General features: G+C 72.8%; 11 protein-coding genes. 2 read left to right on the top strand and 9 right to left on the bottom strand.

The features are described from left to right. Nucleotides 1-396 precede the first annotated feature (396 nt). The gene (locus ACIA79_RS25355) at nt 397-1,404 is read right to left on the bottom strand and encodes a stage II sporulation protein M (RefSeq protein WP_399430608.1); all 1,008 of its coding nucleotides are present in this window, start codon (nt 1,402-1,404) and stop codon (nt 397-399) included. A gap of 130 nt (nt 1,405-1,534) precedes the next feature. Between ACIA79_RS25355 and ACIA79_RS25350 the strand changes: the two genes are divergently transcribed. Then, entirely contained in the window at nt 1,535-2,572 is a 1,038-nt protein-coding gene (locus ACIA79_RS25350; protein WP_399430607.1) for an RDD family protein, read from the top strand. Between the two features lie 79 nt (nt 2,573-2,651). Here the strand turns inward: ACIA79_RS25350 and ACIA79_RS25345 are convergent, their stop codons facing one another. The 8 genes from ACIA79_RS25345 to ACIA79_RS25310 all read right to left on the bottom strand — a co-directional run bounded on the left by ACIA79_RS25345 (nt 2,652) and on the right by ACIA79_RS25310 (nt 11,785). Then, nucleotides 2,652-3,266 (bottom strand): hypothetical protein, encoded by a 615-nt coding sequence (locus ACIA79_RS25345; RefSeq protein ID WP_399430606.1) that lies wholly within the window; start codon nt 3,264-3,266, stop codon nt 2,652-2,654. Nucleotides 3,267-3,467: 201 nt separating this feature from the next. Next, nucleotides 3,468-4,925, bottom strand: coding sequence for an adenosylhomocysteinase (gene ahcY / locus ACIA79_RS25340; protein ID WP_399430605.1), 1,458 nt, complete (start codon nt 4,923-4,925; stop codon nt 3,468-3,470). Between the two features lie 528 nt (nt 4,926-5,453). Further along, nucleotides 5,454-6,425 carry a cation diffusion facilitator family transporter gene (locus ACIA79_RS25335; RefSeq protein ID WP_399430604.1) on the bottom strand — a complete coding sequence of 324 codons (972 nt, stop codon included), beginning with the start codon at nt 6,423-6,425 and terminating at the stop codon, nt 5,454-5,456. A gap of 86 nt (nt 6,426-6,511) precedes the next feature. Next, entirely contained in the window at nt 6,512-7,681 is a 1,170-nt protein-coding gene (gene manA / locus ACIA79_RS25330) for a mannose-6-phosphate isomerase, class I (RefSeq protein ID WP_399430620.1), read from the bottom strand. A gap of 80 nt (nt 7,682-7,761) precedes the next feature. Further along, the gene (locus ACIA79_RS25325) at nt 7,762-8,895 is read right to left on the bottom strand and encodes an SIS domain-containing protein (RefSeq protein ID WP_399430603.1); all 1,134 of its coding nucleotides are present in this window, start codon (nt 8,893-8,895) and stop codon (nt 7,762-7,764) included. 98 nt (nt 8,896-8,993) lie between these two features. Beyond that, nucleotides 8,994-9,176 carry a Trm112 family protein gene (locus ACIA79_RS25320; RefSeq protein WP_399430602.1) on the bottom strand — a complete coding sequence of 61 codons (183 nt, stop codon included), beginning with the start codon at nt 9,174-9,176 and terminating at the stop codon, nt 8,994-8,996. Nucleotides 9,177-9,849: 673 nt separating this feature from the next. Continuing rightward, the gene (locus ACIA79_RS25315; RefSeq protein WP_399430601.1) at nt 9,850-11,223 is read right to left on the bottom strand and encodes a phosphomannomutase/phosphoglucomutase; all 1,374 of its coding nucleotides are present in this window, start codon (nt 11,221-11,223) and stop codon (nt 9,850-9,852) included. A 127-nt stretch (nt 11,224-11,350) separates the two neighbouring features. Further along, on the bottom strand, nt 11,351-11,785 hold the full coding sequence (locus tag ACIA79_RS25310; RefSeq protein WP_078887484.1) for a DUF3499 domain-containing protein: 435 nt from the start codon (nt 11,783-11,785) through the stop codon (nt 11,351-11,353). A 243-nt stretch (nt 11,786-12,028) separates the two neighbouring features. On the opposite strand from ACIA79_RS25310, the gene ACIA79_RS25305 reads away from it, so the two are divergent. After that, on the top strand, nt 12,029-12,436 hold the full coding sequence (locus ACIA79_RS25305; RefSeq protein ID WP_399430619.1) for a metallopeptidase family protein: 408 nt from the start codon (nt 12,029-12,031) through the stop codon (nt 12,434-12,436). The last annotated feature ends 5 nt before the right edge of the window (nt 12,437-12,441 follow it).

The following is a 12,441-nucleotide window of genomic DNA, read 5'->3' as shown; positions in this document are numbered from 1 at the left end:
TTGAGTTCTCAAGGAACGGACGCTTCCTTTGTACTCACCCTCTCGGGCTTTCCTCCGGGCGCTTCCCTTCGTTGTTTCCAACCTTACCAGATCCGCTTTCCGTTCCGTTTCCGGTTCGGATTCTGTTTCCGGTGGCCGTTGGAGGGCCTTTGCCTTTCGGCTGATCCGACTTTATCAGAATCATTTCGGCCGACCTAATCGGCGTTTTGATTCGGAAGGGAATCGGAGTGGCTCCACGGAAATCATGTTTCCGACCAGAGCGAGTGAGACTTTATCGGCTACCCCTGAGCTTGTCCAGCTCCAGGCAACCGTTTAAATCTACCTCCCCTTCGGTCCCGTGTCAACGGGTCCTCCGGGCGAAGGGGACACTAGCAGGAGAGCAGGGCCCTGCGCACATCAGGCGGCGGTGGGCAGCTCGGCGCTGCGTTCGGATGCGTCGACGTCGCCCGTGTCGCCGGCCCGGGCGGCGCGGCCGCCGAGGACGTACACGTACGCGAGGAAGGCGAGCTCCGCGACGACGCCGATGGTGATGCGGGCCCACGTCGGGAGGCCGGACGGGGTCACGAAGCCCTCGATCACGCCGGACACGAAGAGGACCAGGGCCAGACCGATGGCCATGCCGATCGCGGCGCGGCCCTGCTGTGCCATGGCGGTGCGGCGGGTCTGCGGGCCCGGGTCGATCAGGGTCCAGCCCAGGCGCAGGCCCGTGCCCGCGGCGACGAAGACAGCGGTGAGTTCGAGGAGGCCGTGCGGGAGGACGAGCCCGAGGAAGGTGTCGAGGCGGCCCGCGGAGGTCATCAGGCCGAGGCCCAGGCCGAGGTTGAGCATGTTGAGCAGGAGAACCCCGATCACGGGCACGCAGAGGAACGCTCCCAGGACCAGGCACATCGCGGCGGCCTGGGCATTGTTCGTCCAGACCTGGGCGGCGAAGGAAGCAGCGGGGTGGCTCGAGTAGTAGGTCTCGTACTGGCCGCCGGGGCGGGTCAGCTCGCGCAGTTCGTCCGGGGCGGCGATGGCGGACTGGACCTCGGGGTGGGTGCCGATCCACCAGCCGATGAGCGCGGCGAGAAGGGTGGAGAGCACGGCCGTCGGGATCCACCAGTGGCGCGAGCGGTAGACCGCCGCGGGAAAGCCGGCTGTCAGGAAGTGGACGGCGTCGCGCCAGGAGGCGCGGCGGGTACCCGTGACGGTGGCGCGGGCACGGGCCACGAGCTGGGTGAGCCGGGCGGTGAGCAGGGGGTCCGGCGCGCTGGACTGGATGAGGGACAGATGGGTGGCGGTGCGCTGGTACAGGGCGACGAGTTCGTCGGCTTCGGCGCCGGTGAGGTGCCGGCCGCGCCGCAAGAGGTGCTCCAAGCGGTCCCACTCGGCTCGGTGGGCGGTGACGAAGACGTCGAGGTCCATGATCGACTGCTGCTCCAGGCACTGGGTGCGTACGGGTCGTACTACTGCGGCGCGCTGATGGTCAGCTTGGCAGACTGAAGTTCGACGGGGTCGGGGAAGGCCGGAGAAGGGTGGCGCTGTGAGTGGGGTCGTGACAGGGGACGCCGTCGTGCTCGGGCTGCAGCCCGCCCGGCTGCCGAGCCGGGCGCTGGCCCTGCTCATCGATCTGGCGGTGGTGTGGGCGGCGTATCTGCTCATATCCGTGGGCCTGGCCATCGCGACGGCATCGCTGGACGAGGCCGCCGGGATGGCGGTGTCGATCGCGACGTTCCTGCTGGTGCTCGTGGGTGCGCCGATCGCCGTGGAGACGCTGAGTCATGGACGCTCCCTGGGGAAGCTGGCCTGCGGGCTGAGGGTGGTGCGGGACGACGGGGGACCGATCCGCTTCCGGCACGCGCTGGTGCGCGGGGCGATGGGCGTGGTGGAGATCCTGATGTCGTTCGGGGTCATCGCCTGCATCGCCTCACTGGTGTCGGCGCGGGGCCGGCGGATCGGCGACGTCTTCGCGGGGACGCTGGTCGTACGGGAAAGGGTCCCGGCGGCCCGGGCGATGCCCGTACCTCCGCCGCCGCCGTGGCTCGTGGGGCGGTTCGCCGCGCTCGATCTGTCCGCGGTGCCGGACGAGCTGTGGCTGGCGGTACGCCAGTACCTGACCCGGATGCGGCAGCTCGACCCGCACGTGGGGCGCGAACTGGCGGAGAGGCTCGCGGACGAGCTGGTGGCGAGGACCGGGGCACCCCCGCCGCCGGGGGTGCCCGCGGCGGAGTACCTGGCGGGGGTGGTGCACGAGCGGCAGGCGCGGGAAGCGCGGCGGGCGTTCGCCTCGGGGTCGGTGGGCGGTACCGGGTCCGTGGCGGATGGGGCTGGCGTGGTGGGGCCCGTGGGTTCGGTGAGTCCGGTAGGTCCGGTGGGTGCGTCCGGTGGGGGCGGGGTGGGGGTTCTCCCTGGGGCTGCGGCGACTGCCGGGGCTGCTGGGGCTAGTGATGCGAGCCGTACCGGTGCTGGTGGTACGGACACCGGAGCCGGTGGGGTGGGGCCGGCCCCGGCGGGCGGCGGTTCCGGGGCGGCCGGACCCGGCGGGGGGACGGCCGAGGCGCCGCGGACGACGGGGTTCGCGCCGCCTGCGTGAGACGCGGCCCTCGTCGGCGGTGGGTGCCCGGGCCGGGGACCTGTGGTGATGGCGCGGGGCAGTGCTCGTGCCCCTGGCGTCAGGGGAAGACCGACGGCGGCGTGTCGAGGTCTTCGAGTTCGATACCGGGCGCTGCGAGGACCACGTCCCCGGCGATGTGGATCGTGTGCTGTTCACCGGTGTCGAGGGCGCTGACCTGGTATTCGTCCACGGTCAGGGGGCCGTTGTCAGTGGTGTGCGCTTCACTTCTCACCAGGGCCCACGACTGGTCGACGGTGAGGGGTGCGAGCACCGGGTCCGTGAAGGCGACGAGGCGGACGCGGGTCGCGGGGGACGAGGGGGTGAGGCGCAGCAGGCGTGAGATCGCGATGAGGAATGCCGGGGAGGTGCCGGTGAAGGCATGGGCGCGCACATTGCCTTCGGTGGCATGCGTGCCGGTGGGGTCGGTGCGGACCCAGGTGACGCCGTCCAGGGCCGCGCCGCGGACCTGCCAGCTCGCGGCGTGCAGTTCGAGGCGGATGGGGCGGCCGAGGTCGTCGATGGCGAGGTCGACGGAGCCGGCGTGATCGCCGGAGGGGGTGGTGGTCTGCGAGACGTAGCGCCAGCCGGAGGGGCCGGGTGCGCAGTGGAAGTGTTCGTCACCGAGGGGGGTGCGATCGTGCGGATCATGAAGCGAATAGCGGCCGCGGGGCATGGGTCCTCGGGTCCTCGTCGTCGGCGGTGAAGAAGCCGCGCACGGGGCAGGCCCCCGCCACGGGGGTGCGGGGGCCTGCCTGGTGCGTGCTGCCGGGCGTTCCTGCCGGCTGCTGCCCGTCACCGCGGACCGGTGCCGCGGACCGCGTCCGTGCACGGGCGCGGTCCGCGGGAGCGGTGGGCAGCGGCCGGTGGTGGCGACTCAGTAGCGGTAGTGGTCCGGCTTGAAGGGGCCGTCGACGTCGACGCCGATGTAGGCGGCCTGCTCGGGGCGGAGCTTGGTGAGCTTCACGCCGAGCGCGTCGAGGTGGAGCCGGGCGACCTTCTCGTCGAGGTGCTTGGGCAGCACGTAGACGTCGGTCGGGTACTCCTCGGGCTTCGTGTACAGCTCGATCTGGGCCAGGGTCTGGTCCGCGAAGCTGTTGGACATCACGAAGGACGGGTGGCCCGTGGCGTTGCCCAGGTTCAGCAGGCGGCCCTCGGACAGCACGATGATCTTCTTGCCGTCCGGGAAGGTCCAGGTGTGGACCTGCGGCTTGACCTCGTCCTTGACGATGCCCGGGACCTTCGCGAGGCCGGCCATGTCGATCTCGTTGTCGAAGTGGCCGATGTTGCCGACGATGGCCTGGTGCTTCATCTTGGCCATGTCCGAGGCCATGATGATGTCCTTGTTGCCGGTCGTGGTGATGAAGATGTCGGCCTGGTCGATCACGTCGTCGAGGGTCGTGACCTGGTAGCCGTCCATCGCCGCCTGCAGCGCGCAGATCGGGTCGATCTCGGTGACGATCACGCGGGCGCCCTGGCCCCGCAGGGACTCCGCGCAGCCCTTGCCCACGTCGCCGTAGCCGCAGACGACCGCGACCTTGCCGCCGATGAGGACGTCGGTGGCGCGGTTGATGCCGTCGACCAGCGAGTGGCGGCAGCCGTACTTGTTGTCGAACTTCGACTTGGTCACCGCGTCGTTGACGTTGATGGCCGGGAACAGCAGCGTGCCGTCGCGGTGCATCTCGTACAGGCGGTGGACACCGGTCGTGGTCTCCTCGGTCACGCCGCGGATCTCCGACGCGAGACGGGTCCACTTCTGCGGGGCCTCGGCGAGGGTGCGGTTCAGGAGACGCAGGATGCAGGCGTACTCCTCGCTGTCCGCGGTGGACGGGTCGGGGGCCTCGCCGGCCTTCTCGAACTCGACGCCCTTGTGGACGAGCAGGGTGGCGTCACCGCCGTCGTCCAGGATCATGTTCGGGCCGCCGGTCGGCGCGTCCGGCCAGGTCAGCGCCTGCTCCGTGCACCACCAGTACTCCTCCAGCGTCTCGCCCTTCCAGGCGAAGACCGGGACGCCCTGCGGGTTGTCCGGGGTGCCCTCGGGGCCGACCGCGATTGCGGCGGCGGCGTGGTCCTGGGTGGAGAAGATGTTGCAGGACGCCCAGCGCACCTGCGCACCGAGGGCGACCAGGGTCTCGATGAGCACGGCCGTCTGGACGGTCATGTGCAGCGAGCCGGTGATGCGGGCGCCGGCCAGCGGCTGGGCCTCGGCGTACTCCTTGCGGATCGCCATCAGGCCCGGCATCTCGTGCTCGGCGAGGGTGATCTCCTTGCGGCCGAACTCGGCCAGGGAGAGATCGGCGACCTTGAAGTCCTGTCGGTTGGCGACAGTCGTCATTTCGAGCTGCTCCTCGTGTTGGGTCGAGGGTGGGTACGGCTTGCTCTACGGGTGTCGGGCACAAGAATGCCCGGGCACTCGCAGTGCAGTCGTCGGAGGCCCTCTCTCCCTCGGACGGTCCGTCGTGGACCGCCCGACCGCCATCAGCAGCGACGTCTGGCTGTGTCACGAATCTACACCGATCGGTCCGGCGTCCTACAGTCCGGCCGGGTGTGGGATTCGGCCGAATCCGGCCGGCGCGGGGCCGGAACCGGGATTTGTCCAGGCCAGGGGCGGGGTGCGGGCCGGGGCACAGGTGCGGGGGTGCAGGCCGGGGGGCGCAGGCCCCGGCTCGGGGCTTGGCGGCTCGTTGGTCCTTGACTCGGTGGTCCGTGACTCGGTCGACCGATGGCCCGGGCCCTGCGGCGGCTCAGCGGCTCGTCGGACCGGCCGCTCGGTGGACCGGGGCGGACCGGGATTCCGGGCCGGGTACGGCGGAGGCCCCCGTCCCGCGGGATGCGGGCGGGGGCCTTCTGCCGGGGGCGGGCGTCAGTGGGCGGTGCCGGGGCCGCCCGGGGTCCCGCCCGGGGCGGTGCCGGCGGCCGCGGCGGCCTCGTTGTAGATGTCCGGCTCCAGGTAGATCACGCGGGCGATCGGGACGGCGGCGCGGATCCGCTCCTCCGCGGCGTCGATGGCGGCGGCGACCTCGGCGGCCGTGTCGTCGTGCTCGACGGCGACCTTCGCGGCGACCAGCAGTTCCTCGGGGCCGAGGTGGAGCGTGCGCATGTGGATGATGCGGGTGACCGTGGTGCCGTCGACGAGCGCGGCCTCGATCTTCTTCACCTCGTCCACGCCGGCCGCCTCACCGAGGAGCAGCGACTTCGTCTCGGCGGCCAGGACGATCGCGATGACGATCAGCAGGATGCCGATGCAGAGGGTGCCGATACCGTCCCACACGCCGTTGCCGGTGACCAGCGCCAGGCTGACGCCGACGAGGGCGAGGATGAGGCCGATCAGCGCGCCGAGGTCCTCCAGCAGGACGACCGGCAGCTCCGGCGCCTTGGCCCGGCGGACGAACTCCTTCCAGGACAGGCCACCGCGTACCTCGTTCGACTCCTTGATGGCGGTGCGGAAGGAGAACGTCTCGGCGATGATCGCGAAGATGAGGACGCCGACGGGCCAGTACCAGGCCTTGATCTCGTGCGGGTGCTTGATCTTCTCGTAGCCCTCGTAGATGGCGAACATGCCGCCGACCGAGAAAAGGACGATCGAGACGAGGAAGGCGTAGATGTAGCGCTCGCGGCCGTAGCCGAAGGGGTGCTGGGGGGTGGCTTCCTTCTGGGCCTTCTTGCCGCCGAGCAGCAGCAGGCCCTGGTTGCCGGAGTCGGCGAGCGAGTGCACGCTCTCCGCCAGCATCGACGACGAACCACTGAAGAGGAACGCCACGAATTTGCTCGCCGCGATCGCGAGGTTGGCGGCGAGGGCCGCCACGATCGCCTTGGTTCCGCCTGACGCGCTCATGCGTGCGGGTGTCCCTTCGCTGGTACTTAGGGGGGTGGTGGTTCGTACGGCCGCACATTGTTGCAGCCGGCGGGGCACGCGGTGCGTCAGGCCACCGCTGTGGCCCGGAAGAGGGTGCCCGTACCGGACAGTTCGACCTTTTCGCCTGCCGGGACGAAGACGGACTGCCCGGGGGTGAGGGTGAGCTCGCCGGCGCGCGGGGCTCCGGCGGTGGCGAGCAGGATCTGGGGAGTGCGGGTGGTGAGGTCGGCGGGCGCGGCACCTTGGGCCCGTACGAAACGGGAGAGGCGGAACTCGTCGACCGGTGTCTCGTAGACCTCTTCGCCGTACGGGGCCGAGGCCTCGGGGCGCAGCACGGCGGGGTCCGCGGCCTCGAAGCGGACGACGCGCAGGAGTTCGGGGACGTCGACGTGCTTGGGGGTCAGGCCGCAGCGCAGGACGTTGTCGGAGCTGGCCATGATCTCGACGCCGAAGCCGCTGAGGTAGGCGTGCGGGACGCCGGCGCCGAGGTAGATGCCTTCGCCCGGCTGGAGCCTGACGTGGTTGAGCAGCATGGCGGCGAGGACGCCCGGGTCACCTGGGAAGTGGTGGGCGAGGACGGCGTACGGCGCGTGGTCGCCGCCGAGTCGCTCGCAGGCGGCGGCCGCTTCGGCGACGGTGGCCGCGATGTCGGTGCGCTCGGCGGACAGCACGGCCGAGAGGACCTCGCGCAGCGCGGCGTCCTCGGGGTGGGCGCGCAGGAGGTCGACGTACGGCTTGAGGGAGTCGACGTCGAGGGCGGCGAGGAGGTCCGCGGAGCGGTCGGGGGCACGGAAGCCGCACAGGCCCTCGAAGGGGGTGAGGGCGCAGAGGAGCTCGGGCTTGTGGTTGGCGTCCTTGTAGTTGCGGTGGGGTGCGTCGAGGGGGATGCCCGCGCGCTCCTCGGCGGCGTACCCCTCCCGCGCCTGGCCCAGGTCGGGGTGGACTTGGAGGGAGAGCGGGGCCGCGGCGGCGAGCAGCTTGAGGAGGAAGGGGAAGCGGGGGCCGAACCGGGCGACGGCGGCCGGGCCCAGTTCCCCCTCCGGGTCGGCGTCGATGAGGGCGGAGAGGGGTTGGCCGGTGGTTCCGCCGCGGGTGACGCGGGAGGGGGCGCCTGGGTGGGCGCCCATCCACATCTCGGCCTGGGGCTCGCCCGTGGGGGCGGTGCCGAGCAGTTCCGGGATGGCCGTCGTGGAGCCCCAGGCGTAGGGGCGGACGGTGTTGGAGAGGCGGTCCATGGTCCTTCGCATTTCTCGTCCGTCGCGGGTCGTCCTGGCGGACGGCCTGCGGGCGTCTGACGGGCGTCTGTCGGGGTCGATCAGGTGTGGGCGCCCGACGCCAGCGCGAGGTAGCCGGTCGCGAAGTCCGTCACGGCGAGCAGCTCGGCGAGGGTCTCCAGCTCGGTGCCCTCCTCCGGTTCGAGCTCGCTGATGGCGGTGCCGTGGCTGAGGGCGAGTTCGCGGGCCGCCGGGGCGGCGGTGAGGGCGCCTGCGGGGCGGTCGCGCAGGAGCACCACCCGCGCGCGCAGGGCCTGGGCCTCCTCGACGCGGTCGCGGAAGAAGTCGTCCGGGTCGGCGCCGGCGGCGAAGTCGCCCGCGAGCAGCACCGTGTGGGTGGGCAGGGCCTCGGGGAGCTCCGCGACGATGGCGGGGCGGCCGGCGAGCTCCGCCAGGACGGCGGCGAACCGGCGGCCGACCGGGGCGGCCGTCGTGCCCTCCGTCCAGATCAGGGGCATGGTGTCGGCGAGCTCGGCGGCGAGGGTCTTGGCCGGGTTGCTGTACGTGGCGACGGCCGGGCCGCAGCGTTCGGCGATGCGGTCGAGCCGGTCGGCGACCTTCTGCAGCACCTCGGCGGGGGCAGTGATCAAACCGACGCGGTCGAGCAGGGCGAGGAGGGGCGTGAACAGCGCCCACAGCGCCGGGCTCGCAGCCTGCGTCTCCTCCTGGTCCACCTCGTGGGGCGCGGTGGCCATCGGGACCACCAGGCCGTGACGGCCGTCGACGGCTTCGGAGAGCGGCGAGGGCCGGGGGGCGACGGCGACGACGGTCACGCCGCGGCGGTACGCCTGCTCCGCGAGGAGGGCCAGGCCGGGCTCCGTGCCGTCGGTGGTGACGATGAGCAGCAGGTCCACGGAGCCGACCCAGCCGGGGAGCGCCCAGCGCAGGGCGCCGGCGGCCGGGGCCACACCGCTGGAGTGCAGGTGGGCGACGGGCGCGGAGGCACCGGCGAGGGCGGAGACCAGGTCGGCGACTCCGATGGCCGCGGTACCGGGACCCGCGACGAGTACGGCGCGGGGGCGGCCCTCCGCCTGGAGCTCCGTCACCCCGGCCTCCGTGGCGTGGCGTGCGGCGGTGCGTACGCGCGCACCGGCTTCGGCGGCCCCGCGGAGGAGGCCGCGGCTGTCGGCCCGGGCCAGGGCGTCCGGGTCGTCGAGCAGCGACTCGTCGAGCATGGGGTGGGGCCTCCGATCGCCGTACGAGGGTGGGGCGGGACGGTGCGGTGCTGCTGTGGCCGGCCGCGTCGCGCGGTGGCGCGGGCGGGGCCGGCGCGTCAGGCCGGGCGGCGTGCCTCGTCGACCAGCAGCACCGGGATGCCGTCCCGCACGGGGTACGCCAGGCCGCAGTCGGTCCCGGTGCAGATCAGCTCGGGTGTCTCGGCTGCCGTGCGGTCGCTGAGCGGTGCGTGGCAGGCGGGGCAGGCGAGGATCTCGAGGAGGCCGGCTTCGAGCGGCATGGGGCGGGGTCCCTTCGCACGGGGTGGGTCGCGGGTGGTTTGCACTTGTGCGGATAACGCCACGTCAGCCTACCGCTGGGCACCGGGGGGCGCGGCTCGGTGCGGGGTGCGTCTCCCCCGGCCCGCCCGTCCCGAAACCGGCGGGAGGCCCCGCGGCCCCTTCGGAGGGGTGCGGGAGGCCGGCTGCGGGCGGTGAGGGCGGGGCGGGCGCGGGGCCCGTGACCGGGTGCGGGACCGTGACCGGCGCGGGGCATCGGGCGTCGGGCGGGCGCCCGCTCCCGGACCGGCGTACAGCAACAGCAGCGGCCACCTCCCGCCGGGAGCAGCCGCCGGTGAAGGCCGGCTCACGCCGCCGGTGCCGCGCCGTAACCCCCGCTCCGCCCCCGGCCCGGGGTACGGCACGAGCGCGGAAGCCCGCCGGCTCTTGCCGGGGCCCGCCGCCGGAACCCCCGCCGGGAGGCCGCGAGGCCCCACCGCCGAGCACCGCCGACCGCAGCGGTCCCGCCGCGCCGCGCGGGCGGGTCGCCCACGCCGACGGGGCGGGTGCCGCGGGCCAGGCCTAGCCGCGCCGCCCGCGCCGGGTCTGGCCCGGCCTGGCCTGGCGGAACGAGCCGGGCCTGCCGGGCCGGGCGAGGCTCCGTGTCCCGGTGGCCCGTCATCCCGTGGTCCGGCCTCAGGAGGCGCGGATGAGCGCCAGCACCTCGTCGCGGAGTTTCGCCATCATCGGCTCGTCCCTCGCCTCGACGTTCAGGCGCAGCAGCGGTTCCGTGTTGGAGGGGCGGAGGTTGAACCACCAGTCGGCGGACGTGACCGTCAGGCCGTCGAGCTCGTCGAGGGTGACGCCGGGCCGGGCGGCGAAGACCTCGCGCACCGCCGCGGTGCGGCCGGCCTGGTCCGGGACGGTGGAGTTGATCTCGCCGGAGCCGGTGTAGCGGTCGTACGAGGCGACCAGCGCGGACAGCGGGGCCTCCTGCTCGCCCAGGGCCGCCAGGACGTGGAGGGCGGCCAGCATGCCGGTGTCGGCGTTCCAGAAATCCCGGAAGTAGTAGTGGGCCGAGTGCTCGCCGCCGAAGATCGCGCCGGTCCGGGCCATCTCCGCCTTGATGAAGGAGTGGCCGACCCGCGTGCGCACCGGGGTGCCGCCGTTCTCCCGGACGACCTCGGGGACGGACCAGGAGGTGATCAGGTTGTGGATGACCGTGCCGCCCGGGTGCTTGGCGAGTTCGCGCGCGGCGACGAGAGCGGTGATCGCCGACGGGGGCACGGGCTCGCCCCGCTCGTCCACCACGAAGCAGCGGTCGGCGTCGCCGTCGAAGGCGAGGCCGAGGTCGGCGCCCTCCGCGACCACGCGGGCCTGGAGGTCGACGAGGTTGGCCGGGTCCAGCGGGTTCGCCTCGTGGTTGGGGAAGGTGCCGTCCAGCTCGAAGTACAGCGGTACGAGCGTGAGGGGCAGGCCCTCGAAGACCGTGGGGACGGTGTGGCCGCCCATGCCGTTGCCCGCGTCGACGACGACCTTCAGCGGGCGCATCGCGGTCAGGTCGACCAGGGACTTCAGGTGGGCGGCGTAGTCGGTGAGCGTCTCGCGCTCCCCCACCGTGCCGGGCGTCGCCGCCGGGGCCGGGGCGCCCGTGGCGCGCCACGACTCGACCAGCGAGCGGATCTCCGCCAGGCCGGTGTCCTGCCCGACGGGCGCCGCGCCCGCCCGGCACAGCTTGATGCCGTTGTACTGGGCCGGGTTGTGCGACGCCGTGAACATCGCGCCCGGCAGGTCGAGCAGACCCGAGGCGAAGTACAGCTGGTCCGTCGAGCACAGCCCGATCAGCGTGACGTCGGCGCCCTGCGCCGCCGCTCCGCGCGCGAAGGCGGCCGACAGGGCCGGTGAGGAGGGCCGCATGTCGTGGCCCACCACGATCGCGCCGGCGCCCGTCACCCGGACGAACGCCGCGCCGAACAGCTCGGACAGCTTGTCGTCCCACTGATCCGGCACCACCCCGCGGATGTCGTATGCCTTCACGATCTGCGACAGATCAGACAGATCAGCAGTCACTGGCCGAACCCTCCTGCATGCCTTTGTGGAGTAGACAAAGTACCTGGAGGGTCCGGGGCGGGAACCACGAGCCGGGGTCGGTGCCGGGCGCGGGCCGGGGCCCCGGCGTCGTACGGAGAGCCGGTGATCAGGCGTCGGGGGAGCGCAGCACCCGCAGGTGGCCACGGCGGCCGACCTCCACGGGGTCGCCGGCCCGGCCGCCGCCCTTGCCGCCGGCCTGCGCCGCCCGCTCCCGCTCCTGCGGGCGGGCCGCTTCGCGTACGGCGTTGGCGAGCGCCTCCAGGTCGTCACCGCTCGGGCGGGCGGGGCCGGAGCCGTCGGACAGCCGGACGACCTCCCAGCCGCGCGGCGCCGTCAGGCGCTCGCTGTGCTCGGCGCACAGGTCGTAGCAGTGGGGCTCGGCGTAGGTGGCGAGCGGGCCGAGGACCGCAGTCGAGTCGGCATAGACGTACGTCAGTGTCGCGACGGCAGGGCGGCCGCACGCGGTGCGCGAACAGCGACGTACAGGGCTCACGATGTTGGACGGTACCGCACTCTTGAGCGGGCCGCGACGACTCTCCACCACGTCACTCGCCCGTGTCGCGGTGTGACGTCCGGCACAGCGCCCTTCGGGGCAACTCCCCTGACCTGCGCGGGAGGAGAGCCGCGCCAGCCGGTAGCAGCGGGGGCACCCGACACCAGCCGGAATGAATGCGGTCATTCCAGACGAGAGAAGCGATCGACCAGCTGTGCCAAATCGAGCGCATGCGTGGCCGGAATGTTCAATAAGCGACATGGGCGAGGGGAGAGCTACCCTGCGTGAGTGATGGACAGTTCCGTACCTCCCCGCCGCCGCGATCGGCACGGCCGCGGCATGCGCGGGCCCGTCGCCCCGCCCCAGGTACCGCTCTCCGCCACCCGCGCGGACACCTTCCGGGATCTGGTGCAGGACTCCGTCGAACGGCTGGAGCGCCGCTGGCCCCAGCTCGCCGAGGTCGACTTCCACGTCCTGGAGGTGCCGGCGTCCCCCGACGAGTCCGTCCCCCTGGGCACCTCGGTGCCGGCCGGGCGTGACCGGCCGGCCCGGATCGTCGTCTACCGGCGGCCGGTGGAGCTGCGCGCCAAGAGCCGCGACGAGCGGGCCCTGCTCGTGCACGAGGTCGTCGTGGAGCAGGTCGCCGACCTGCTGGGACTCGCGCCGGAGTCCGTGGACCCCCGGTACGGGCAGGACTGAGCGGC

This window comes from Streptomyces sp. NPDC051310 (assembly GCF_044455245.1).
In the GTDB taxonomy this organism is placed as follows: domain Bacteria; phylum Actinomycetota; class Actinomycetes; order Streptomycetales; family Streptomycetaceae; genus Streptomyces.
This window is presented reverse-complemented; position numbering and strand designations above follow the sequence as displayed.

Excerpts from the sequence above, each read along its gene's own strand:
- ACIA79_RS25355 (WP_399430608.1), bottom strand. The coding sequence starts at position 1,404 with ATGGACCTCGACGTCTTCGTCACCGCCCACCGAGCCGAGTGGGACCGC.
- ACIA79_RS25345 (WP_399430606.1), bottom strand. The coding sequence starts at position 3,266 with ATGCCCCGCGGCCGCTATTCGCTTCATGATCCGCACGATCGCACCCCC.
- ahcY (WP_399430605.1), bottom strand. The coding sequence starts at position 4,925 with ATGACGACTGTCGCCAACCGACAGGACTTCAAGGTCGCCGATCTCTCC.
- ACIA79_RS25335 (WP_399430604.1), bottom strand. The coding sequence starts at position 6,425 with ATGAGCGCGTCAGGCGGAACCAAGGCGATCGTGGCGGCCCTCGCCGCC.
- manA (WP_399430620.1), bottom strand. The coding sequence starts at position 7,681 with ATGGACCGCCTCTCCAACACCGTCCGCCCCTACGCCTGGGGCTCCACG.
- ACIA79_RS25325 (WP_399430603.1), bottom strand. The coding sequence starts at position 8,895 with ATGCTCGACGAGTCGCTGCTCGACGACCCGGACGCCCTGGCCCGGGCC.
- ACIA79_RS25320 (WP_399430602.1), bottom strand. The coding sequence starts at position 9,176 with ATGCCGCTCGAAGCCGGCCTCCTCGAGATCCTCGCCTGCCCCGCCTGC.
- ACIA79_RS25305 (WP_399430619.1), top strand. The coding sequence starts at position 12,029 with ATGGACAGTTCCGTACCTCCCCGCCGCCGCGATCGGCACGGCCGCGGC.